Below are 23,360 nucleotides of genomic sequence, written 5' to 3'. Positions count from 1 at the left end.
CCCGGATCCGTCAGGTCAGCACCACCGTGGCCGAAGTCCCCGCGGGCACCGGCGAGGTGCCCGCGCGGAACTCCTGCGGGCTGATCCCGCGCACCCGCTTGAAGGCCGTCGACAGCGCGAACGCGCTCCCGTAGCCGACCCGGCGGGCCACCGTCGCCACCGTGGCCTCCGGCTCGCGCAGCAGGTCGGCGGCCAGGGCCAGCCGCCAGCCCGTCAGGTACGCGACCGGCGGCTCCCCGACGAGCGCGGTGAACCGGCGGGCCAGCACGGCCCGCGACACCCCCGCCCGCCGTGCGAGTTCCGCCACGGTCCAGCCGTGCGCGGGGTCCTCGTGCAGCAGCCGCAGGGCGACCCCGACGACCGGATCGCCCTGCGCCCGGTGCCAGGCCGGTGCCCCCGAGCCGGGAGCGGCGAGCCACGCCCGCAGCACGCCGATCAGCAACAGGTCCAACAGCCGGTCCAGCACCAGCTCCTGGCCGGGCTCGTCACGGGCCGTCTCGGAGGCCAGCAGCCCGATCAGGGTGGCGTCGGCCGCCCCGGCCGGCCGGACCAGCACCGTCGGGAGCGTGCCCAGCAGCCGCCGCCCGACCTCGCTCGGGGCCTGGTAGGTGCCGCTCAGCAGCACCGCCGCCCCCGGCTCCTCCCGGGCGTCGCCCCAGGTCCGCACACCCCGCGCCAGGGTGTCCGTCAGGTCCTCGCCCTCCTCCGTGCTGCACCGCTGGTCCGGTCCCACCACGATCTGCGGGACGTCGGTGCCGGGGGTGCCGGGGCTGTCGGCGAGCCCGTACGGCGCGGGTCCCCGTACCACCGCCACGTCGCCGGGGCCGATCAGGACCGGCTCGCGGTCCCCGGGCAGCAGCCACGCGGACCCGCTCACCAGGGCGATCACCGACAGCGGGGCCCTGTCCTCGACCCTCAGGGACCAGGGCGGGTTGAGGACGGACTTGAGGATGAAGGCCCCGCGGGCCTGGGGCCCGTCCAGCAGGCCGGTCAGCGTGTCCATGCCTCCATCCTCCCTCCCCGCCGCGCCGCTCAGACGTCCCAGACGCCGGTCGCCGCCACCTCGCGGGCGTAGTCGGCGAAGTCCTTCGGCGCCCTGCCCAGCACCTCGCGCACCCCGTCGACCAGATGCGCGTTGCGTCCGTCCAGGATCACGGTGAACAGCTCCACGAACTCCTCGGGCAGACCGTTCTCGCGCAGCACCGCCCGGTACTCCTCCGCCGAGACGGGCACGTACGCGATCTCGCGCCCGGTCGCCTTCGACAGCTCGTCCGCCACGTCGGCGAGGGAGAGCAGGCGCGGTCCGGACAGCTCGTAGGTCCGGCCGACGTGCCGGTCGTCGGTGAGCGCGGCCACCACCACGTCGGCGATGTCCCCGGCGTCGACGAAGGGTTCGACGGCGTCGGCGACCGGCAGGGCGATCTCCCCCGCCCGTACGGAGTCCAGGAAGAAGCTCTCGTCGAAGTTCTGGTCGAACCAGCTGGCGCGGACGACGGTCCACTCGGCGCCCGGCACCTTCAGCCGGCTCTCGCAGAGCTCCGCGGACTCCTCACCGCGGCCGGACAGCAGCACCAGCCTGCGGGCCCCCGCGGCCACCGCCGCCGAGGCCAGGGCGCCGATCAGGTCGGGGGCACCGGGCACGGAGAGGTCCGGCTGGAAGGTCACGTACACCCGGTCCACCCCCTCCAGCGCGGCCCCCCACCCGGCGGGGTCGTCCCAGTCGAAGGCCGGCTCCCCCACGCGCGACCCGACCCGTACCGCGTCCCCCCGGTCCCGCAGCCGCTCCACGACCCGCCGTCCGGTCTTGCCGCGGCCCCCGATCACCAGGGTCAGCGCCGGCCGTCCCGCGTTCTCGTCCACGTCCACGTCCACGTCCACGTCCGCGTTCACGTTCTCGTTCTCGTTCTCGTTCTTCGTCATGCACCCCAGTCAACCGCCGCCCACCGAGACGGAACATGGCCCAGAAGCTCACCTCCATGTGCGAGCGTCTCGCCGCAATCACTTCGACACCGCGCGCGAAAACCCTGATCATCCTGTGATGACCTGGACCGAACGCATCGTCATCCGGGACGGCGTACGCCTGTCCTGCCGCGACTGGGGCGGCAGCGGCACCCCCGTCCTCCTCCTGCACGGCCTCGCCGGCCACGCCGGGGAATGGGACGCCGCCGCGGCCCACCTGTCCGCCCGCCACCGCGTCATCGCCCTCGACCAGCGCGGCCACGGCGCCTCCGAACGCCGACCGGCCGACGTCTCCCGCGAGGCACACGTCGCGGACGTGCTCGCCGTCTCCGCGCAACTCGGCCTCGACCGCCCCGTACTGGTCGGCCAGTCCCTGGGCGGCCACACCGCGATGCTGACCGCCGCCGCCCACCCCCGCCCGGTCCGCGCCCTCGTCCTGGTCGACGCCGGTCCGGCCGCCGCCGCCCCGGACACCCCCGCCACGATCGACGAGGGCCTCGGCTCCTGGCCCCTGCCCTTCCCCTCCCCGGACGCGGCACGGGAGTTCCTCGGCAGCGAGGCCTGGGCAGCGGGCCTGGAGCGCCGCCACGACGGCTGGTACCCGCGCTTCGACCGCGACGTCATGGTCGCCACGATCACCCCCCTCACCACCCGCCCCTGGTGGCCCGAATGGCAGCGCGTCGCCTGCCCCGCCCTCGTCGTCCTGGGCGAGCGGGGCATCATCCCGCCCGCCGAATCCGCGGAGATGCTGCGCCTCGCCGGCCCGGACACCACCCTGGTCTCGGTCCCCGGCTCCGGCCACGACGTCCACCTCGACCGCCCCGAGGTCCTGCACTCCCTGCTCTCCGGCTTCCTGGACGCCCTCCCCCGGGGCTGACCCGGCCCCGCCGGAGGGGGCGGGCCCGCCCGCGCAAACCCGGGTGCGCGGCCCCCGCACCGGGTATTAGGGTCGACTCCCGTGGAACCGCTCAGTGAGATACAGATCCGCTCATCCTTCGTGAACTGCACCAAGGGCGAGGCCGCACGCCTGCGCCTGCCGCTGGACTTCGCCGAACTGCCCTGGCAGGACCTCGACTTCCTCGGCTGGGTCGACCCCGGCGCACCGCTGCGCGCCCACCTCGTGCTGCCCCGGGAGGGGGGTCCGGTCGGGATCTCCCTGCGCGTGCCCTCCGTGGGCCGCACCAGCGCCGTCAAATCCAGCCTCTGCCAGATCTGTCTGACGGGCCACGCCTCCTCCGGGGTCACCCTGCTCGCCGCGCCCCTCGCGGGTGCCCGCGGCCGCGAGGGCAACACCGTCGGCACCTACATCTGCGCCGACCTCGCCTGCTCCCTGTACGTACGCGGAAAGCGCGTGCCGAAGCTGCGCACCACGCGGTACGAGGAGTCGCTCACCCTGGACGAGCGCCTCGCGCGGATGCGGGGGAACCTCGACGCCTTCACTTCCAAGATCACCGCGGGCTGAACCCGCGCGCGGAATGTGATCACATGACCGTATGACGAGGACTCTCTACCTGCTCTGCTCCGCCGCCCCGCCCGTGTTCGACGTGGCCCACGTGATCGAGGACGCCCAGTCACGCGGCTGGAACGTGTGCCTGGGCCTGACCCCGGCGGCGGCGCAATGGGTGTCCGGGAGCCTCGACGGTCTCGCCGCGCTGACCGGCAACCCCGTGCGCTGGCAGTACAAGATGCCCGGGGATCCCGACGTGTGGCCGCCCGCGGACGCCCTGCTGTTCGCCCCCGCCACCTTCAACTCGGTCAACGCGTGGGCCCTCGGCCTCACCGACCGCGTCGTCGTCGGCATCGCCGCCGAGGCCCTCGGCAAGGGCACCCCGGTCGTCGCCGTACCGTGCCTGAACGCCGCCCTCGCCGCGCACCCGCAGTTCGAGCAGTCCCTGACGGTCCTGCGCGGTGCGGGAGCCGAACTGCTCTACGGCGAGGGCGGGTTCGTCCCCGGCCCGGCCGGTCCCGACGCCCCGCCGCACTTCCCGTGGCAGACCGCCCTGGACGCCGTGGACCGGACCGGCACCGCCCAGGTCTGATCCGCCGCCGCGGGCCGGCCGCTACTCCCCGGTGACCCCGTCGATCGCCTCGCGCAGCAGGTCGGCGTGCCCGTTGTGCCGGGCGTACTCCTCGATCATGTGGGCCAGGACGTAACGCAGGGAGTACGTCTGGTCCCCGTGGTACCCCGGCACGTCCAGGGAGGCCGCGGCCTCCACCACGGCCCGCGACCGCGCGCAGGTCTCCTCCCAGATCGCGAAGGACCGCGCCGGATCCGCGTCCTCCACGTGGAACTCGGTCCACTCGCCGGCCTCGTTCCGCGGGAAGTATCCGCGCACGTCCTCGCCGCCCACCACGTTGCGGAACCAGCCGCGTTCGACCTCGGCCAGGTGCCGCACCAGCCCGAGCAGGCTCAGCCCGGACGGCGCGACGGCCCTGCGCCGCAGCTGCTCGTCGGTGAGGCCCGCGCACTTCATCATCAGGGTGTCGCGCTGGCGCTGCAGGAGGCTGGTGAGGGTGGCGCGCTCGTCGCCGTCCAGGACGGCCGGGGTCCGCTGTTCGTCGTTCATCATCGGATGATCACACCCGCGCCGCTCCCCGCCCGGACGTTTTCACATGCCGGACGCGGCCAGGTCCCGGAAGAAGCTCCTGATGTCCCCCACCAGCAGCTCCGGCACCTCCATCGCGGGGAAGTGGCCGCCCCGGTCGTACGAGGTCCAGCGCACGACGGCGTCGGTGCGCGCGGCGACGTGCCGCAGCGGGATGAAGTTGTCCCGGGGGAAGTCGGCGAGGGCGGTGGGAGTGGCCGACACCTCGGGCGGCTGCCCGTAGTAGTCGGCGTGCGCCCGCTCCCAGTAGATCCGCGCGGCGGAACCGGCGGTGCCGGTCAGCCAGTACAGCATCACGTTGGTCAGCATCTGGTCCCGGTCCACCGGGCAGCTCGGGTCCGCCCACTCCGCGAACTTCTCCCCGATCCAGGCGAGCAGTCCGGTGGGGGAGTCGTTCAGCGCGTACGCGAGGGTCTGCGGCCGGGTCGCCTGGATGTCGGCGTAGCCCTGCCGTTCCCGCGCCCAGACCCGGTACCGCTCCCAGGAGGCCCACGTCCGCTCGCGCTCGGCGGGGCTCAGCGCCGCCAGTTCGGCCTCCGTGGGCTCGGCGGTGGCCCCCGCCCCGGGCAGCAGGTTCAGGTGGACGCCGCACACCCGCCCGGGCAGCAGCCGGCCCAGCTCCCGCGAGACGGCCGCGCCCCAGTCCCCTCCCTGGACCCCGTACGTCCCGTACCCGAGCCGCTCCATCAGCACCCCGAAGGCCCGCGCGACCCGCTTGAACTCCCAGCCGGGCGAGTCCGTCGGCCCGGACGGGCCGAAGCCGGGGATGCTCGGCAGCACGAGGTGGAAGGCGTCGGCCGGGTCCCCGCCGTGCGCCCGCGGATCCGTCAGCGGGCCCGCGACCCGCTGGAACTCCACGAACGAGCCGGGCCAGCCGTGCGTCATCAGCAGGGGCGTGGCGTCCGGTTCGGGCGAGCGCACGTGCGCGAAGTGCACGCGCGCCCCGTCGATGACGGTGGTGAACTGCGGCCACTCGTTCAGGCGCGCCTCGGCGGCCCGCCAGTCGTACTCCTCGCGCCAGTAGCGCACGAGCTCGCGCATCTCGCCCAGCGGTATCCCGTAGGCCCACCCGGCCCCGTCCACTTCGTCGGGCCAGCGCACGCGGCGCAGCCGCCCGTCGAGGTCGTCGAGCTCCTCCTGCGCCACGTCCAGCCGGAACGGTGTCAGTCCCTCACCGAGATCGTCCATCCCCCCACCCTGCCAGCCCGTCCGCCGGCGGGGCGTCCGGGGGTCAGGCCGCGTAGAGGTCGAAGGTCGAGCCGCGCTTGGGGCCCGCCGCCACGTCCAGGGCGGGGTCGACCGTCAGCATCGCCTGGTGCAGCCGCTGCAACTGCGGCGACGGTTCGACGCCCAGGTCACCGATCAGCCGTTGCCGCAGCCGCCGGTACACGTCCAGCGCCGTCGCCTGCCGTCCGGACCGGTACAGCGCCACCATCAGCTGGGAGTGCAGACCCTCGTGCTGGGGCTGTCGCGCGGTCAGCTCGGTGAGTTCGGCGAGCAGTTCGGTGTGCCGCCCGAGCCGCAGGTCGACGTCGATGCGCCGCTCCACCGCGACCAGCCGGCTCGCCTCCAGCCGCAGCACCTCGATCTCCAGGACCGGTCCCACCCGTACGTCGACCAGCGCGGGCCCCCGCCACAGCGCGAGTCCCTCGCGCAGCAGTTCCGCCGCGACGCGGTCGTCTCCGGCTTCGAAGGCGCTCTGCCCCCGGCCCACGAGGCTCTCGTAGGCGTTCACGTCGACGGACTCCGGCGGCACCTGGAGCAGGTAGCCACCGTGCCGGGTCGTGAGGACCTCCTTGGCGCCGCCGGGCCGGCCCGGCCCCATCGCGGTGCCCAGCCTGCGGCGCAGCTGCAGGATGTACGTCTGGAGGGTGGTCAGCGCACTGGCGGGCAGGTCCTGGCCCCAGATCTCCTCCATGAGGGTCGGCACGGGCATCACCCGCCCGGGGTGCAGCGCGAGGAGGGCCAGGATCTGCCGCGGCTTGGCCGCCGTCGGCACGATCGAGTCCCCGTCGACCTCGGCACTCAACGGACCCAGGATCCGGATCTTCACGGTCTCCCCCTTCGTGGTTCCTCGCATCGCCCGATACCGCCGGGCTCCGGCCGGAGCCCGCTTCCCACACCCCGTGCGGGGTCCGCCCGCACGGCACGGCCCCCCGGAACCCGGCGACCCGTAAGAACCACCGGACCCACCGGACCCACCGGACCCACAAAAGCCGGTCAGACCCGTGAGACCTTTCAGTCCTGTCAGACCTGGCAGACCTGTCAGACCCCGCTGCCGAGGAACTCATAGGCGCACACTCCGCCGCTCGCGGGCACCTCGCGGGCGTCCGTCCGGTACTCGACCGTCCGCGCCCGTCCCACCAGGCTCGGCAGCAGCAGCCCCCACAGGGCGGCCACCTTCCGGCGCAGCTCCCCGTAGGACAGCCCGGTTCCCGACAGCACCTCGATGCCGCAGACGGCCGCCGCCACCAGTGCCTCGGCGCTCTCCCACCGCTCGGCGGCCGAGAGCCCGTCGCCCCCGGCGCCGCCGTCGCCGGTGCCGTCGGCCGGTCCGCCGAGGGGCAGTTCCCCGGTGTCCCGCGCCATCCTCAACAAGTCGGACACCGTCGCCAGCCACGCGCCCTGGAAGTCCTGCTGCGCCGACTGGTGCCCGCCGCACTCCTTGGTGATCCGGAAACTCGCCGGGATCGCCGGTTCCTCGTGCAGCGTCCGCGCCAGCCAGTGGGTCGCGTCGATCAGCGCCTGCAGGGGTGATGCGCCGCTCTCGTTCAGCCCGCGCACCGCCTCGCGCAGCAGGCGGCAGCCCCGCCGCTGCACGGCGTCCGCGAGCTCGTCCTTCGAGGCGAAGTGGAAGTACAGCGCTCCCTTCGTCACCCCGGCCGCGCCCGCGATCTCGCCGAGCGTCGCGTTGGCGTATCCGCTGCGGTGGAACAACTCGGCCCCGGCGAAGACCAACCGCCTACGGGTCCGCTCCGACCTCTCCTGCACCGCTCCGTCTCCCTTCCGCTCCGCCCCGCCCCGCCCCGCTGCCCGGATTCAGGCGCGTACGAGCCGGTCCGTCCGCAGGCCGGTCCCGGCCACCGCGCCCACCGCCGTGGCCGTACCCGTCGTCTTGCCGGCCAGACCCGCGCTCTCCGGGCCCGCCATCAGGATCGACCGCTGCAACCGGCGCAGCGCGGTGGACGGCTCCAGACCCAGGTCCCGTACGAGCGTGGCCCGCAGCCGCTGGTACACGTCGAGCGCCTCACCGCGCCGCCCCGAGCGGTGCAGGGCGATCATGAACTGTCCGTGCAGGTTCTCGTGCGTGCGGTACCGGCTCACCAGCACCGTCAGCTCGGCCAGCAGTTCCCGGTGGCGCCCCAGCTTCAGGTCGGCCTCGATGCGCTGGTCGAGGGCGCACAGCCGGATCTCGTCCAGCCGCCGCGTCTCCATGTCGAGCTGCACTCCGCCGTGCACGTCGGCGAAGGCGGGTCCGGACCACAGGGCGAGCGCCTCGCGCAGCCGCTGGGCGGCGACCGGGAAGTCCCCGGCGTCCATGGCCCGGTAGCCCAGCGCCGCCAGCCGGTCGAACTCCCGAACGTCGCTGGTCCCGCCGCCACTGTTCAGCAGGTAGCCGCCGGGAAGCGTGACGAGCACGTCCTTCGCCGTCCGTGACCCGTCGCCCTGTCCCTCGCCCTCCTCCAGAGCGGTCGCGATCAGCGCGCGCAGCTGGAGGACGTAGGTCTGCAGCGTCGTACGGGCGCTGCGCGGCGGTACCGCGCCCCACAGCTCCTCGATCAGCGCCGACACCGGCACGACCTGGTCGGCATGGAGGGCCAGGAGGGCCAGGACCTGGCGGGGCTTGGGGGCGGTCGGCGTGATGGAGATTCCGTTCTCCCGCACGGCGAGTGCGCCCAGTACATCGATGTCCACGTCGTACTCCCCTGTCCTTGGATGAGTCGCAAGAGTCAGTAGAAAACAGGCCGGACGGTTTGTCAATACCAAACCGGCCATGCTGTTTTCGACCCGGCAAGATCGTGGCGCCGTTTGAAGATTCTTGTCTGACCTGCACTTTTGCATGCAGTGCACACATGTGTGACAGCTCGGAAGGCTTCGGCCGCCTCGCAACAGGGGTCATATAACACCCATCGGAGCTCAAAAATCAAACCATTCAGTCTGTTTCTTGGGGTCCTGCCGCGATCCCCGGCAGGACGACCGACCAGATCCGGGTCAGGGCGTGCGGCACGCCGGCCCCTCCGGCGTCCGCCGCACCCAGCACATCCAGCCCGGCCGTCACGGCCACCACCAGGCGGGCGGCGTCCCGCGCGGACACCCCGTCCGCCAGCAGCCCGGCCCGCGCCGCCGCCGCGAACGACTCCTCGACCCAGAGCAGCCACTGCCCGCGCAGGTCCACCCGGCTGCGGTGGGCGACGTCCGCCCCGAGCGCGAAGCCGGCCCGTACGAGCACGTCACCGACGCGCAGCCGCTGCAGCGCGTAAGTGGAATCGACCAGCACCCCCAGCGGATCACCGGCCCGCCCCGCCCCGCCCCCCACGCGGGTGATCGCCCGCACCGCCTCCGCGGCCCGCCCCTCGACGGCCCGCGCGAGGGCGGTCTTGCCGTCGAAGTGGAAGTTCAGCGCGCCGGGGCTCACTCCGGCCCGTTCGCTGATCGCGGCGATCGAGGCGGCGACGAAGCCCTCCTCGGCGAACACCTCCGCGGCCGCGCGCACCAGAGATTCCCGCGTGCGTGCCGCACGCTGCTGCTTGACCATGGGGGCTCCACACGCCGCATTCACCGCATCCGCGGTTCGCCCCGAGAGACAGGGGTACGAGATCGTCGCGGCAACGGTCGGCGCCGCCACCGGAGGCCGGGCGGACTCCCACCGGAGACCACCGCGCGCCCGCCGCCGGCCCCCGCCCCGGTACGGCCTTTTCCGGACACCGACACCACCCGACGCCAGTGCCGGCCCACCGCCCCGCCCCGCCCGGCGTGCCACCGCCCCGGCCGTGAACAGCGGCTACGCCACCGGCCGCCCGGACCGCCGGCCCTTCCGGGGGACCGGAACCGGCCCACCACCGAACGCCTGGTCTCCGACACCGCGACACGCACCCTCCCGCGCCGCCACGTCCCCGGACGCCATGTTCACCCCGGCGTCCCGGGGCCGGCCCCCCGTACGCGGGACTCCGTGCTCCGCGCGCGCAGTGCCCTCACCACCGGTCCCGTCATCGCCGTGGTCACCAGGGTCATCAGCACCAGGACCGTGAACAGCTCCACACCGATCACCCCCAGACCGAGCCCGATGTCGAGCACCACCAGCTCCGTCACCCCGCGACAGTTCATCAGCGCCCCCAGCAACACGGCCTCCTCCCGGCTCCGCCCGGCCAGCAGCGCCGCGCCCGTCGCCCCGCCCCACTTCGCCACGACGGCCACCGCCGGCACGACCGCCGCCCACAGCCAGACCCCGCCGCCCCCCAAGGCCCCCACATCGGTGCGCAGCCCGCTGCCCACGAAGAACAACGGCAACAGCACCGGCACCGCGAACTCCCGTATCCGCTCCGCCGCCCGCTCGACCTCCTTCACTCCCCGGGGCACCACCGCCCCGAAGACGAAGGCCCCGAACAGCGCGTGGACCCCGAGGACGTCGGTCGTGTACGCCGCGAGGCAGAGCCCGCCGAACAGCCCGGCCAGTACCCCGCCACCACCGGCCCCGTTCGACCGCCGCCCCAGGGCCCGGGCCAGCAACGGCCGCACGCCCCACCACATCCCCGCCGCGAACGCCCCGGCCGCCAGGGCCCGTCCCGCCCCGGCCCCCGCCCCGCCGCCGCCCGCCACGGCCACCACCACCGCGAGCAGGCACCAGGCGACCACGTCCACCACCGCCGCGCAGGCCATCGCCAACGCCCCCACCGGCGTCCCGTACAGGCCCTGCTCGGTGAGGATCCGGGCCAGCACCGGAAAGGCGGTCACGCTCAGCGCGACCGCCACGAACAGCACGAACTCCGCCCGCCCCACCCCCTCCGGCGCGAAGGACCCGTACAACCCGAGGGCCAGCAGAGCCCCGAGCGCCCAGGGCACCCACACGCCCGCCTGACTCACCAGGACCACCGCGCGCCCCTGCCCCCGCAGCAGCCCGAGGTCCAGCTCCAGCCCCACCAGGAACATGAAGGCGACCAGCCCGAGGTCCCCCAGCACCCCCAGAGTCGGCAGAACATCCCCCGGCAGCAGCCACCGTTGCCCCTGCGGCCACACCCACCCCAGCAACGTGGGCCCCAGCAGGATGCCCACGGCGATCTCCCCGACCACCGCCGGCTGCCCGACCCGGCGCGCCCCGGCACCACCCACCCCGCACGCGAGCACCACCACCGCCACGGCGACCAGCACATCACCCGCCACAGCCCCTCACTGCCCGGCTCCCCCCGCCGAAAACAACCCGGCCCCCGACTTCGGAAGGTCGTCACCGTTCGGATGCCGTCAGCCGCGGCCGTCCCACGTCTCCACGGAGAACCGGGCCTCGCGCGCGGCCCACACGTACACAGCGAGCTCCTCCGGCCCGAGGCCTCCGCCGCAGCCGATGACGCATCCCGTGCCGCGACGGCGGTCGGCGTCATGCCGGGGGAACCGGATGCCGACGAAGGCCACCGCGCGCCCCTCCACCCGGACAGGGTCACGACCCCCGGGGCAGGCACACCGCCGGTCACCCCGGCCCTCGTACCGCTCCTCGCTCACATACGGCTGCCCGGTCTCGCCGTACTCCAGGCGCGGAAGGCCGTCCCCGGCGTACGAACGGCACCTCACCGTCCAACTCCGTCACCACCTGCCGCGGATCCGCCCCGCACCGGAGCGTCCCGCCCCCTTCCAGCGGCGGCCGCCCCCGTCAGCCGCCCCGGCCACGCCCCGGGCCCTGCTCCCGCTCCCGCTCCCGCTCGGCCCCGTACGGATCCTCCGCCGACTCGGCGCGGCCGAGCGGGGCACCGGCACCGGCACCGGCACCGGTGATCGGCCGGTCCCGGTCCCCCCGCCGCACGTATGAGCCGCAGCTGCGCCGCGTGGTCGGCGAGGTCCCGCTCCTGCGCCAGGACCACCCGGCCCCCGGCGACGAGCGGCATCAGCAGCTCGGTGCACCGCGTACGACAGCCCCGCTCCTCCGCGATCCCGACGGGCATCCCCATACCGCCGCCTCGGGACCGCCGCTCCGGTCCACCCGCACCGTGGCCCGTACAGAGCCGCCCAGCCCGGCGCGCCCGCGCCCCAGGCTCCCGGTTCTGCCGAAACACCCGGCCCTCCACCCTCCATCCGCACGCCCCGGCCCTCCATCCGCACGCCCCCGGCTCCCCGGCCGATGTCCCGGTCGGGCCCCTCGGACGGATGACGCCCCGACAACTCTCAGGCCCCGGTCCCCCGCGCGGCGACCAGCAGCCCGATCCCGTCGAGGATCCGCTCCAGCCCGAAGTCCAGCGCCTGGTCCTGCCCACCCTCCCGCGCGACCGACGCCAGCGCGGCCCCGAGCGCCGGGAAGTCGGCCCCCCGCAGCCGCATCACCTCCCCCAGCACCGCCCCGAGTTCCACGTCCGGCCCACCCCCGGCAGCGCCCCCCGGTCCCCCGCCCGGCACCGCCCGCTCCTGCTCCGCGATCCCCCGGACGTGCCCGGACACCAGCACCACCGCGTCCATCGACTCGGACCCGGTCAGCCCGCACCCCTCCAGCGCCGCGAGCGCACGCTCCAGCCACCCCACCTCCCGCGGCCCCACGGCCCGCGCCCCCACCGTCGCCCGGAGCAGCCACGGATGCGCCCGGAACGCGGCGAGCAACTCCCGCGCCCACGCCCCCAGCCGCTCCCGCCAACCGCTCCCGGCCCGCTCCAGCGCGGCGTCGAGTCCCGCGGCCGGATCCGGCATCGCCGCCTCCGCCATCAGCGCGACCAGTTCCGCCTTGCCCGGCACGTACCGGTAGAGCGCCATCTTGGTGACCGCCAGCTCCGCGGCCACCCGTTGCATGGACACCCCGCCCAGGCCCTCCGCGTCGGCGATCCGCACACCCGCCCCCGCGATCCCCTCCAACGTGAGCCCGCGCCGGGGCCCCCGGGCCGGCGGCCCCGGCGGCGGCCCCCACAGCAACCGCACCGCCGGGCCCCACTGTTCGTCCGCCATCGGATCCCCTTGCACTCGCACCAAAACTGCGTCTACCGTACACAAAGCAAAAAAGTATCCGTCGGACACAATTATTTGCCCCTGGAGCCCCCGTGCCCACACCCACCCGCACCGTCCTGATCTCCGGCGCGAGCATCGCCGGCCCGGCCCTCGCCCACTGGCTCGGCCGCCACGGGTTCCGCGCCACCGTCGTCGAACTCGCCCCCGCACTGCGACCCGGCGGCCGGGCCGTCGACTTCCGCGGCGAGACCCACCTCACCGTCCTGGAGCGCATGGGAATCCTCGACGAGCTGCGCCGGGCGCAGACCGGCGGCACCACGATGACCTTCGTCGACGCCGGCGGCCGCGAACTCCTCCACCTCCCCGCCTCGTTCGCGGGCGGCGACATCGAGGTGCTGCGCGGCGACCTCGCCCGCATCCTGTACGCCTCGTCCCTACCCACCACCGAGTACGTCTTCGGCGACTCCGTCACCGGCCTCAGCGAGACCCCCACCGGCGTGGACGTGACCTTCCGCCACGCCCCGCCCCGCACCTTCGACCTGGTCATCGGCGCCGACGGCCTGCACTCCACCGTCCGCCGCCTCGCCTTCGGCCCGGAACGCCGGTACGTCCGCCACCTCGGCTACTACGCCGCCACCTGGAGCCTCCCCCGCGAACCGGACCTGCCCCCCGTCATGAGCCTCCCCCTCGACCCGGCCCCGACCCCCGTCACCACGGAGGCCCCCCACACCTCCGCCACCATCGGCCTCAACACCCCCGGCCGCCTCGCTGGCATCGGCACCTCTCCCTCGAACCCGACCCGGGCGCACGCGTTCTTCCTCTTCGCCTCACCGGAACTGCGGTACGACCGCAACGACCCCCTGCCCCAGAAGGCCTTGGTCAGGGAGGCTTTCGACGGCCTCCCCTGGCGGGTGCCCCACCTCCTCGACTCCCTCGATGCCGCCGAAGACCTCTACTTCGACTCCATCAGCCGCGCCGACGTCGGCACCTGGTCCACCACCGGCGGGCGGATCGCCCTCGTGGGCGACGCCGCCTGCGGCGCGACGATCGGCGGCATGGGCACCGGTACCGCCCTCGTCGCCGCCTACGTCCTCGCGACCGAGCTGGCCCGCTCGCCCGAGGACCCCCGCTCCGCTTTCACCCGCTACGAGTCCCTCGTGCGCCCGTACGCCGAGCGCTGCCAGAAGGGCGGCGACCGTACGGGCCCCTTCCTGGCACCCGCCACCGCCTTCGGCCTACGGCTGCGCAACACCCTGCTCGGCCGGCGCCGCTGCCTGGAGTGGATGCTCCGACAGGGCCGAAGGGCAACCACCCTTCCCCTCCCCTCTTAACGGCGTTAACGCCCTGACCATTAACGCCGTTAACACCCACCCCCCCTCCGCGGCGTTAACGCCGTTAACGCCGTTAACGCACCTCACCACCTCACCCCACCAAAAAGGAACAACGCAAACCGCCCCGCACCCTGCCAAAACCCCTCTCCATACCTCCTTAAAAGTACTGGTCGACTGGTTTTCTTCCGCCGAAGCCCACTAGATTGATCATGTACCGCCGGACGGATCCGGCGTCGGAAGAGGAGAGGCAGAGGCAGACGTGGCAAGGGTCAGGCAAGAACGGGCCGAGATCACCCGACAGGCGATCCTCGACGGTGCGGCCATCGCCTTCGACCGCTCCGGCTTCGGCGGCACCAGCCTCAGCGACGTGGTCAAGCACGCCGGAGTCACCAAGGGGGCCCTCTACTTCCACTTCCCGTCCAAGGAAGCCCTCGCCCGCACCCTGATGGACGAGCAGTTCCAGGTGTCCCAGGACGTCCCGGTCATCGAGGACCCGGGCCTCCAGACGGTCATCGACCTGACCCACCAGATGGCGGCCGGGCTGCGCTCCAACGTCCGCATCCGCGCCGGGATCCGCCTGGTCATCGAGTTCGGCTCGTTCACGCACCCCGACCCGTCCCCGTACAACGCCTGGATCGACACCTGCGTCCACTGCCTGACGCCGGCCCGGGACCGCGGTGACCTCATGCCCTCGCACGACATACAGGACCTGTCGACCTTCCTCATCGGTTCGTTCACCGGAATCCAGGTCACCTCGCACGTCCGCACCGGCCGCGAGGATCTGCACGCCCGGGTCGTGGACCTGTGGAACTACCTCCTCCCGGGCATCGTGCCCGCCCGGCGGATGCACCTCTTCGACCCGTCGGGCTCCCACGCCTGCCGCGCCGAACTCGGCCTGCCCACCGCTGCGGCAACTCCTGTCGCCCCGGCCACCCCGGCCGCGACCGACTGACAACTGCCGACTGCCGACCGACGACCGGCTGACGACCGACAACCGCCTCCAGGGCGGCCCCGCACACGCCGTGGCGATCCACGGGGGTGCTCGCTACGGCGGGTGCGGGGCCGCCCTCTCGCGCGTCCGGACCCTCCCAAGCCCCTCCCCGCCGCTCTCTCCACCCATTTCGTTAGCAAAACCCAAGCGTGGCGCCCACATGCACCCCAGAACGTTAGTAAAGTCCCTCTCATGACTTCGCCCTCGTCCCAGAACGACCGAGAGAAGGTCGTCTCCAAGCTCCCCCCGTGGCTCCGCCAGGAGTTGAAGATCCGCACCGCCCAACTGCGGGTCGACATCCAGGACGCCGTCCACCAGGGCATCGCCCACTGGAGCGGCCTCGCCTCCGCCCCCTCCCCCGTCGACACCGCGGGCGCCGAATCGTTCTCCACCTGGCTGCCCGCCGGCCAGTGGGAGTCCTTCCGCGCCGACTCCAAGGACCGCGGTGTCTCCCTCATCCAGGGCCTCGCCCAGGCGGTGCGCCTCTGGCTGGAGTTGAACCCGGCTCCCACGGTCAAGCGGCCCTCCGTCGTCCGCCGCATCGTCGTGTGCAACCAGAAGGGCGGCGTCGGCAAGACCGCCATCACCGCCGGCACCGCGGAGGCCCTCGCGGAGGACCCCTCCTCCCTCCACCCGGTCCGCATCGCGCGCCAACTGGCCCGCCTCACCCCGGCCGAGGAGAACGAAAACCCCCACGCGCCGGTCACCCCGCTGGACCTCGAAGACCTTCCGGGACTCGGCATGCGCGTCCTGCTGGTCGACTTCGACCCGCAGGGCCACCTCACCAAGCAGCTCGGCCAACAGCCCCTGCCCATCGGCGGCGACAGCCTCACCTGCCACATGGCGAGCGAGGCCAAGGGACCGCTCTCCGACCTGATCGTCCCCGTCCCGGACGACCGCTTCGGCGACCGCCTCCACCTCCTCCCCGCCTGCACCGACGCCTTCCTCCTCGACGTCCGCCTCTCCACGGTCCGCGCCCGCGAGGCCGCCCTCGAACGCGCCCTCGCCCCCGTCGAGTCCGATTACGACGTCATCCTCATCGACTGCCCGCCCAGCCTCGGCCTCAGCATGGACGCGGCCATCTACTACGGCCGCCGCCGCGACACCGAGCAGCCGGGCGCCTCCGGCGCGCTGATCGTCGTACAGGCCGAGGACTCCTCGGCCGACGCGTACGACCTCCTCACGTCCCAGATCAACGACCTGCGCGACGACCTCAGCCTCGACATCGACTACCTCGGCCTCGTCGTGAACCTCTACGACGGCCGCCGCGGCTACATCGCGACCTCGTCCCTCCAAGCGTGGATGGACATAAAGGATCCGCGGGTCGTGGCGATCGTCCCCGACCTCAAGGAACAGCGCGAAGCGGTACGGGTGAAGCAGCCGCTCTTCGTCTACGCACCGAAGGGCGACCAGGCCGTGGCCCTGCGCGCCCTCGCGAGGGAGATCTCATGAGCAAGGCAGACAAGCTCGGGGTATCGGCTTCCTTCGCCCGGGCCCAGCCCGTCGGCGTGAGCTCCCGCCGAGCCGCCATCGCCGAGGCCACGGGCGCCCCCACCTCCGGGGTCGTTCCCCCGTCCGAGGTGCCCATCGACGCCCTCGCCCACAACCCCTTCAACCTCCGCGAGGACCTCACGGACCTGGCGGAGCTGGCCGAGTCCCTGACCGTACGCGGGCAGCTCCAGCCCCTGGCAGTCGCGACCCGGATGGCCTTCATGGAGGCACACCCCGGGGCCACCGACGGCCTGGGCCGCGCCCCGTACGTGGTCATCGACGGCAACCGGCGCCTCGCCGCAGCCCACCTGGCGGGCCTGAAGACCATCCAGATCCACGTCAACGACTCCCTGTCGGCGTCGGCCGCGGACATCCTCGAATCGGCGCTCATCGCCAACGTCCACCGGGTCGACGTGGCCCCCATGGACCAGGCACGCGCCCTCCAGGAGCTGGTCGACGTCCACGGCTCCCAGGCACAGGTCGCCAAGCGGATCGGGAAGACGGCGGCCTGGGTCTCCCAGCGGCTGACCCTGCTCAACCTGACGCCCACCCTCCAGGAGAAGGTGGAGACGGGCGAGCTGAAGGTCGAACCGGCCCGCCGCATCGGCCGCCTCCCCCAGGAAGAACAGGCCGCCGCCGCCGACGAGAGCCTCAACACGGTCAACCCCCCGCGGCAGCGCACCCGCCCGGCTCCCGCCGCCAACCCGCCCCAGACACCGACCCCACCCCCCTCCCCGTCCCCCTCCCCCACACCGGCCCCCCGCATCACGATCTCCACCCACTCCCCGGAGACCATCGCGGACGCCCTGACCGCCCACCTCACCCCGGACGACCTGAAGGCCGTCACCGAACTCCTGATGACCCGCATCTGACCGGGCACCCAGGAAGCCACGGACCGACGAACGCCGGGGGCGCTGACGGCACCGCAACCGTCAGCACCCCCGCGTCCGGACCGTTAACGGCGTTAACGCCGTTAACGCCCCACGTGCGGTTCGCGTGCGTTCGGCGGTGCGCTTCACATAGGCTGCAGTCGTATAGCAGCTGCTGGAGGCACCAATGAGCGAGACGAACGAGCAGGCCACCCTCTTCGCGGCGGTCGACGCCCTGCTCGAAGAAGCAGCGGCCCAGGACGGGCTCCCCGAACCCGACGAACGCAAGCGCCTGCGCGAGGCCGCAGGTCTCAGCCAGGACCAGATCGCCAAGGCGCTCTCCGTCCGCCGCGAAACCGTCACCTCCTGGGAAACGGGCCGGACCGCCCCCCGCCCTCCCAAGCGAGCCGCCTACGCCCGCCTCCTGGAGGGCCTGGCCTCCCTCCACCCGGTCAACGGCGTTAACGCCGTTAACGCCACCCCGGCGTCCCCCACCGAGCAGACCTCCGAGCAGCAGACCATTAACGCCGTTAACGCCGTCAACCCCCATCCCCCCACCACGCCGGACCCCATTGACAGCGTTAACGCCGTTAACGCCGACACCCCTCCGGCCCCCGGAGCCCCCCTCCCCCGCTCCGCACAGCAGCCCCCCACCGTTAACGCCGTTAACGCCGTCAACGCCGTTGCCCACCCCACACCCGAACCCCCACGGGCAGCCCCCCACCCCCGCGCAGAACGACAGGCGCCCACCACCCCCCGCAAGCCGTCCAAGCGGCTCCCCCTCGCCCTCGAAGGCAACGGCCCCCTCGCTGTCCTGGACGGCACCGGCCACGCCCACGCAGCCGGCGGCGTCCTCCTCCCCCACCCCACCTCCGACCTCCCCGCCCTCATCACCTGGGCCCTCGGCCCCGACGCCGACCTCCGCGCCCCCCGCCTCCACCGCAACGGCAAGGACGGCGACCCCCTCCTCGTCCTCACCGCCCCCGCCGCGGAACGCCTCGGTCTCCCCCTCACCCTCGAAGACCGCCGCGCCCTCCGCCTCCCGGACAACCACCCCGTCATCAAGCAGCTCACCAAGGCCAAGTGGCAGCTCACCCGCCGCGGCTTCGGCCCCTGGCCCCGCATCTACCGCCCGGCCTCCCCCACCTCCGGCCGCCAGTGCGTCCAGCTCGCCGTCCTCCCCTGGGGCGCCCTCGACACCCGCGCCTGGGGCGAGGACACCGCCGACCTCCCCGCCCCGGAACTCGCCGAACTGCTCACCGCCTACGCCACCCGCCTCCTGACCCCCCGCGGCTCCACCGCCGTGACGGGCCTGGAACTCATGACGGCGCTGCGTCCCCCCACCCGCGCCGCACGCAACCCCGACACCAACACCTGGGAGTCCGCCCCCGTCGCCGGCTCCCTCACCCGCCCCGTCGACCCGGCCCCCCCGGAGGCCCCCGACGAGCACCCCGTGGTCGCCGCCCTGTACCCCCGCTCCCACCAGCGCACCCCGGACCAGGTCCTCGACGAAGAGGCCTACGACTGGATCCGCGACCCGGAGCTCCTCACCGACGCCGAATGCGCCGCCACCCACGCGGTCGGCCTCGACGTGAACATGGCCTTCGCCGCCGCCGCGAACCGCCTCACCGTCGGCCTGGGCCCCGCTGCCCACACCACGCACCCGCGCTTCGACCCGAAGACCCCCGGCTGCTGGCTGGCCGACCTCTCCTCCCTCCCCCACGACCCCCGACTCCCCAGCCCCTTCACCCCGCACGGCAAGCCCCCCACCGGACCGGCCTGGTACGCGACCCCGACCCTCGCCTACGCCCAGGAGCTCGGCCACGAGGTCCGCCCCACCGAGGCCTGGCTCCGCCCGGACCACGGCCCGTACCTCGACGCCTGGTACACCCGCCTCCGCGACGCCTACATGGCCACCATGGCCGACCTCGGCGTCACCTCCTCCCTCACCGAGTCCGAGTTCCTCCGGGCCATGGCGACCCACAAGCAGCACGACCCCCTCGCCGCCTCCGTCCTCTCGGCGATCAAGGCCACCGTGAAGGGCGGCATCGGCAAGCTCCGCGAGCGTCCCCAGGGCGCCGGCTACCGCCCGGGCGAACCCTGGCCCGCGCTCGAACGCCCCACCTGGCGCCCCGACATCCGCGCCGCCGTGATCTCCACGGCCCGGGTCAACATGCACCGCAAGATGCTCAAGCTCTCCACGGTGGCCGGCCTCCACCCCATCGCGGTCCTCTCCGACTGCGCGGTCTACCTCTCCCCCGGCCCCAGCCCCCTGGACCTCCTCCCCCGCACCCCGGACGGCAAGCCCCTCCCCGGCGGCTTCCGCCTCGGTGTCAGCCCGGGCATGGTCAAGCACGAAGGCACCCAGCCCCTCCTCTGGGCGGTCCAGATGCTTGACGAAGGCCTCAACCCCGCCCGCCACATCAAGGGCCACGACGCAGCAGCAGACGGCGAGTAATCCATGTCCGACATCTCCGACAGCCTGTCCAAGGCCGACGAACTCCACTTCACCCGCCCCGTCCCCAAGTCCGCGGGCGCCCAGATGCGCTTCCTCGTCAAGCAGCTCAAATCCACCAAGGCGGTCGCCACCACCCTCGGCATCTCCCAGCGCACCGTCGAGCGCTACGTGAAGAACCAGATCAAGCAGCCCAAGCCCGAACTCGCCGCCCGCCTCGAAGCGGAAGTACGCCGCCGCTGGCAGCCCCTGGTCCGCAAGCGTGCCCGCGAGCAGGCCTCCAGGACCACCGGACTCGTCATCGAGACCCGCGCCCGCTTCGGCTTCACCGCGGCCCCCGGCACCACCGACGACGGGCGCATGCGCCGCATCACCCAGCACCTCCCCCCGGAGTACGCGGGCCGCCTGTTCGCCGCCCAGGAGACCGGTGCCACCGAGAACCAGCTCCGGCACATCACCGCCGAGGCGCTCCAGGAGATCTACTTCAAGGACAACGGCGCCCGCGCCGGCGGCCTCCTCGTCGAGTTCACCGACATCGACTACGTCGACATCGCCTTCTGAAACCAACCGCCCCGAAAACCCCCCAAAACGGCTGGAATCACCGAAGCCCCAGAATCGCCCCTCCAGCCCCCAGAAACCAAAGAGGGTCCCGGGATACCCCGGGACCCTCCAGCGCTCTCAAAACCCCCTCAGAAGCCCTCTACGGGCCTCCCTTTCGGGGATCACCCCACGGCGTGCAAAGTCCTCCGCCGCTTCGACTCCGCAGCCTTCTTCGCGGCGGCCTGCGCCGCCCGCTTCTTCCGCTGCTCCGCCAGCTGGTCCTGGTACTCCGCCACCGCCTGGTGGTAACTGGCCACGTACCCCCGGGCGTCCAGCCGCTCCTCGGGCGCCATCTCGTTCACCGCGGCGACAGCGTCCTCGAAGGAGTTGTAGCCCGCCAGCATCGGGTTGATCTGATAGACCCCGTTCCTGACCTTCCGCACCAGCTTCGCGAGCTCCAGGCTCCGCAGCGCCGCGTTCACGCTCGGCCGACTGAGCTCCAGCAGCCCCCCGATGGTGGCCTGATCGATGAGGATCCGCCCCCCGGGCTCACTCAGCGAACGCAGCTTCAGCAGCACGCGGTACGCGGCCGGCGGAAGGTCGAGGTCGGAGAGAAGCCCGTCTGCGTTGACCGCAGCGAATCGCAAGGTGCTCACTGAGCTGTCCCTTCTTCCTTGCGCTGTGCCCGGCTCAGCCGGCGCGCAGCGCGCTCCTTGGACCGTTCGGCCCGCAGTTCCTCGATTGCCTGCCGCATGTGGTCCAGCGACGGGAACCGCACCAGGTCCGGCAGGCTCGTATCGCTGCGAATCTGCGAGATGGTGCTGTGCTGCTCCACCTTCACGAACTCACCCGCCGTCTCGGTACCCGGGATGAACTCAGCCACCCGGTAACTGTAAGGCGGGTTGAACTGGTACACGCCCCGCCGCACCTTGAAGACGATCCCATGAGACATGACAGTGTGCAGCGCCTCCGACGTCTTTGTCCGGCTGACGTCCAGGATCGTAGCCATCTCCTCCTGAGTAAGTGGAATCCGGCCCCCCGCACGCTGGCACGCGATCAGCAGCAGGATCAGCCTCAGGGGCAATGCTTCCCTGAAGTACTGGGCAATCACCAGGAAGAACTCAAGGCTGTCCATGGAGAACGCATTTGGCTGACTCTGCGTCCCGTAGAACTCCAGCGGCTTGCGCTCACCGTCCAGCGTGAGCTTGCGGCTGGGATACCGCCTCGCGAGGCTGTCCAGATCCTTGACCGGAGCCAGCGGCTGACTCCACGCCGAGATCGCGTCATCAACGGGGAGATCAGGACGCGGCGCGCGCGACGGACTCGGCCGACGGCGCTGTGGCTCTGATGACACGAGGATGCTCTCCACTTCGTTGATCTGCAGAGAGAGTATGTCAACAAGGGTGACACTAATGTCACGCTCGTTGACGTTCGGCGTGTCTTGTGTCCCCCCAGGAGGGACACATCTCGGCCATGACCCCTTCAGGCCCCCTCTACGCGCCCACGACCCAACCACTCCGCCCTCTCACGCAGTTCGGGGGCGTATCTCCGCTAAAACGTCAGCCTCCCCGACGTTTTAGCCCAAAAAGCGTCAGTCTCGCTGACGTTTTGCGGTCGCTCTGTCCCCCTACCAGCGACACATCGACCGAGTTATGTCCCTTCTGAGGGGACATAACTTTCCCCGCGCACCACGCCTGACCTGCGACGACGCATATCCGTACTCTCTATAGGCCGTCAGCTGCCGCGCTTCACACGCCCAACGCCGTGACCAACCGGCTCTGAGCCCTCATTTCCTGACACCCCGACACCTGAACCACCCCAAGTCCCTGTACCGGACACCGTGTCCATAACCGCGCAGAATCTGACTGATTCCTATCTCTATCCCCAGAACACTTTGAAGCAACACACCCATCCACCCTTAACGCCGTTAACACTGTCGCCTCTCACTCCACCTCCTCTCCACCGCAACTCACCTCAACGTCCAACAACCCCCGATATGAGCAACCCAACACGGCATTGCCCCAGGTCAACCACACACCGCCAAACCCCCGCTCAAAACTCGACCGACCAACTAAAGCGACGGTTTAGCCACACCCCACCCCGCACCGCGAACACCACACGCCAGGTGCACACCCACGCCCCCGCTGGCCGACGGAAGCCACAAGACCAACCTTCAGAACAACTCCGCTCCAGAACAGACCGGAAGACCTCAGAACCAAACCCTCAGGGCGCACCTGGAGCCAGAGAAGCTTCCTGCTCAGGCGAGCTCTGGGCAGGCGAACCACCGGGGCTGAACGGGGAAGGCAACGGCCTGTCCCCCTCGGCCCCGAACATAGTCAGTCCACAGGGGCAGGGGTAAAGGCAGGCCGCCTCGACGGCCAACTGAGCTGACGCCATCGCAACGAAGTGGAGAGACCCCCAGGCCCTGGTTGGGTGGGGCTTGGCCCATGAGACAACCAGGCAAGGGTCTACCCAGGCATGCAGCGTTTGGGCCCCCACAGAAGGCCGGCCAGCGTCCGGGTAGTAGGCAACATCGAGCGCAGCGAGGTAAGTCCCTGGAGCGAAGCGGAGGGGACTCCGTCCTGAGGCAGGGCCATGGTGGGCCCAGGCCGCTCCGCCGAGGGCAGCGAGGCCTGTTTCCGGAGCGAGGCGGAGGGAACTCCTGCCGGAGGCAGGCCATCATGCTCTAACCCACTTTTCAAGCGCTCAGCGCTTGTGCTCTCGCCTAAGGCGAGAGCAGGGTCCGCGGAGCGGACCCTGCTGGACGTAGCGAGGCGTTTCCGAAGCGAAGCGGAGGAAACCCCTGCCGAAGGCAGGGCAGTGGTGGGCGTAGCCCACCCGCCGAGCGCAGCGAGGCGGGGTCTCGTCCCAAGCGCGCAGCGCTTGGGACCCGGGCCGAAGGCCCGGCCACGGCCCGCGAAGCGGGCCCCGCCGAGCGCAACGAGGCGGGTCTCTTCCCAAAGACACAGAGCGGGGGGGGACGGA

The 23,360-nt window shown here is 72.2% G+C and carries 22 protein-coding genes; 9 read left to right on the top strand and 13 right to left on the bottom strand.

The window, feature by feature from the left end:
• Window positions 1-10 precede the first annotated feature (10 nt).
• Window positions 11-1,003 carry an AraC family transcriptional regulator gene (locus ACZ5D2_RS37170; protein WP_468935724.1) on the bottom strand — a complete coding sequence of 331 codons (993 nt, stop codon included), beginning with the start codon at window positions 1,001-1,003 and terminating at the stop codon, window positions 11-13.
• A 29-nt stretch (window positions 1,004-1,032) separates the two neighbouring features.
• A complete protein-coding gene (locus ACZ5D2_RS37165; RefSeq protein ID WP_468935721.1) occupies window positions 1,033-1,920 on the bottom strand; it encodes an NmrA family NAD(P)-binding protein in 888 nt (295 codons plus the stop codon).
• A gap of 118 nt (window positions 1,921-2,038) precedes the next feature.
• Here ACZ5D2_RS37165 and ACZ5D2_RS37160 point away from each other — a divergent pair, with 118 nt between their 5' ends.
• The 3 genes from ACZ5D2_RS37160 (at window position 2,039) to ACZ5D2_RS37150 (ending at window position 3,998) form a co-directional block, all read left to right on the top strand.
• Window positions 2,039-2,836, top strand: a complete 798-nt coding sequence (locus ACZ5D2_RS37160) for an alpha/beta fold hydrolase (RefSeq protein WP_468935718.1) — start codon at window positions 2,039-2,041, stop codon at window positions 2,834-2,836.
• Between the two features lie 81 nt (window positions 2,837-2,917).
• On the top strand, window positions 2,918-3,421 hold the full coding sequence (locus ACZ5D2_RS37155; RefSeq protein ID WP_331733631.1) for an FBP domain-containing protein: 504 nt from the start codon (window positions 2,918-2,920) through the stop codon (window positions 3,419-3,421).
• Between the two features lie 31 nt (window positions 3,422-3,452).
• A complete protein-coding gene (locus ACZ5D2_RS37150) occupies window positions 3,453-3,998 on the top strand; it encodes a flavoprotein (RefSeq protein WP_331733634.1) in 546 nt (181 codons plus the stop codon).
• A gap of 21 nt (window positions 3,999-4,019) precedes the next feature.
• Here the strand turns inward: ACZ5D2_RS37150 and ACZ5D2_RS37145 are convergent, their stop codons facing one another.
• From ACZ5D2_RS37145 to ACZ5D2_RS37105, 9 genes are all read right to left on the bottom strand, one after another.
• Window positions 4,020-4,526: a DinB family protein gene (locus tag ACZ5D2_RS37145; protein WP_331733719.1), complete on the bottom strand. Its 507-nt coding sequence runs from the start codon at window positions 4,524-4,526 to the stop codon at window positions 4,020-4,022.
• Between the two features lie 42 nt (window positions 4,527-4,568).
• Window positions 4,569-5,753: an epoxide hydrolase family protein gene (locus ACZ5D2_RS37140; RefSeq protein WP_331733637.1), complete on the bottom strand. Its 1,185-nt coding sequence runs from the start codon at window positions 5,751-5,753 to the stop codon at window positions 4,569-4,571.
• A 43-nt stretch (window positions 5,754-5,796) separates the two neighbouring features.
• Window positions 5,797-6,618, bottom strand: a complete 822-nt coding sequence (locus tag ACZ5D2_RS37135; protein WP_468935713.1) for an AfsR/SARP family transcriptional regulator — start codon at window positions 6,616-6,618, stop codon at window positions 5,797-5,799.
• A gap of 212 nt (window positions 6,619-6,830) precedes the next feature.
• The gene (locus ACZ5D2_RS37130) at window positions 6,831-7,556 is read right to left on the bottom strand and encodes a ScbR family autoregulator-binding transcription factor (RefSeq protein WP_331733644.1); all 726 of its coding nucleotides are present in this window, start codon (window positions 7,554-7,556) and stop codon (window positions 6,831-6,833) included.
• 48 nt (window positions 7,557-7,604) lie between these two features.
• A complete protein-coding gene (locus ACZ5D2_RS37125) occupies window positions 7,605-8,480 on the bottom strand; it encodes an AfsR/SARP family transcriptional regulator (RefSeq protein WP_331733647.1) in 876 nt (291 codons plus the stop codon).
• 238 nt (window positions 8,481-8,718) lie between these two features.
• The gene (locus tag ACZ5D2_RS37120) at window positions 8,719-9,321 is read right to left on the bottom strand and encodes a ScbR family autoregulator-binding transcription factor (protein ID WP_468935708.1); all 603 of its coding nucleotides are present in this window, start codon (window positions 9,319-9,321) and stop codon (window positions 8,719-8,721) included.
• 371 nt (window positions 9,322-9,692) lie between these two features.
• On the bottom strand, window positions 9,693-10,943 hold the full coding sequence (locus ACZ5D2_RS37115) for a cation:proton antiporter domain-containing protein (protein ID WP_331733653.1): 1,251 nt from the start codon (window positions 10,941-10,943) through the stop codon (window positions 9,693-9,695).
• Window positions 10,944-11,021: 78 nt separating this feature from the next.
• Entirely contained in the window at window positions 11,022-11,204 is a 183-nt protein-coding gene (locus ACZ5D2_RS37110; RefSeq protein ID WP_371681557.1) for a hypothetical protein, read from the bottom strand.
• Between the two features lie 729 nt (window positions 11,205-11,933).
• Entirely contained in the window at window positions 11,934-12,698 is a 765-nt protein-coding gene (locus ACZ5D2_RS37105) for a TetR/AcrR family transcriptional regulator (RefSeq protein ID WP_468935703.1), read from the bottom strand.
• Between the two features lie 92 nt (window positions 12,699-12,790).
• Here ACZ5D2_RS37105 and ACZ5D2_RS37100 point away from each other — a divergent pair, with 92 nt between their 5' ends.
• The 6 genes from ACZ5D2_RS37100 (at window position 12,791) to tpg (ending at window position 20,396) form a co-directional block, all read left to right on the top strand.
• The gene (locus ACZ5D2_RS37100; RefSeq protein ID WP_468935699.1) at window positions 12,791-14,029 is read left to right on the top strand and encodes an FAD-dependent monooxygenase; all 1,239 of its coding nucleotides are present in this window, start codon (window positions 12,791-12,793) and stop codon (window positions 14,027-14,029) included.
• A gap of 259 nt (window positions 14,030-14,288) precedes the next feature.
• A complete protein-coding gene (locus ACZ5D2_RS37095; RefSeq protein ID WP_331733660.1) occupies window positions 14,289-14,981 on the top strand; it encodes a ScbR family autoregulator-binding transcription factor in 693 nt (230 codons plus the stop codon).
• A gap of 231 nt (window positions 14,982-15,212) precedes the next feature.
• Entirely contained in the window at window positions 15,213-16,472 is a 1,260-nt protein-coding gene (locus tag ACZ5D2_RS37090; protein WP_468935695.1) for a ParA family protein, read from the top strand.
• Window positions 16,469-17,383, top strand: a complete 915-nt coding sequence (locus ACZ5D2_RS37085; RefSeq protein ID WP_331733664.1) for a ParB/RepB/Spo0J family partition protein — start codon at window positions 16,469-16,471, stop codon at window positions 17,381-17,383. Before ACZ5D2_RS37090 ends, ACZ5D2_RS37085 begins: the two co-directional genes overlap by 4 nt.
• Before the next feature lie 184 nt (window positions 17,384-17,567).
• Window positions 17,568-19,838 (top strand): telomere-associated protein Tap, encoded by a 2,271-nt coding sequence (tap, locus tag ACZ5D2_RS37080; protein WP_468935691.1) that lies wholly within the window; start codon window positions 17,568-17,570, stop codon window positions 19,836-19,838.
• A gap of 3 nt (window positions 19,839-19,841) precedes the next feature.
• Window positions 19,842-20,396: a telomere-protecting terminal protein Tpg gene (tpg, locus tag ACZ5D2_RS37075; protein WP_331733671.1), complete on the top strand. Its 555-nt coding sequence runs from the start codon at window positions 19,842-19,844 to the stop codon at window positions 20,394-20,396.
• Between the two features lie 161 nt (window positions 20,397-20,557).
• Here tpg and ACZ5D2_RS37070 read toward each other — a convergent pair whose 3' ends face one another.
• Window positions 20,558-21,031, bottom strand: a complete 474-nt coding sequence (locus tag ACZ5D2_RS37070; protein WP_030242142.1) for a helix-turn-helix domain-containing protein — start codon at window positions 21,029-21,031, stop codon at window positions 20,558-20,560.
• Window positions 21,028-21,744: a hypothetical protein gene (locus ACZ5D2_RS37065; protein WP_030242136.1), complete on the bottom strand. Its 717-nt coding sequence runs from the start codon at window positions 21,742-21,744 to the stop codon at window positions 21,028-21,030. The genes ACZ5D2_RS37070 and ACZ5D2_RS37065 overlap by 4 nt, the downstream gene beginning before the upstream one ends.
• Window positions 21,745-23,360: the final 1,616 nt, after the last annotated feature.

Source organism: Streptomyces sp. NPDC031479 (genome assembly GCF_055581065.1).
Note: the sequence above shows the minus strand (reverse complement) of the source record. Positions and strands in the feature narration are given on the sequence as shown.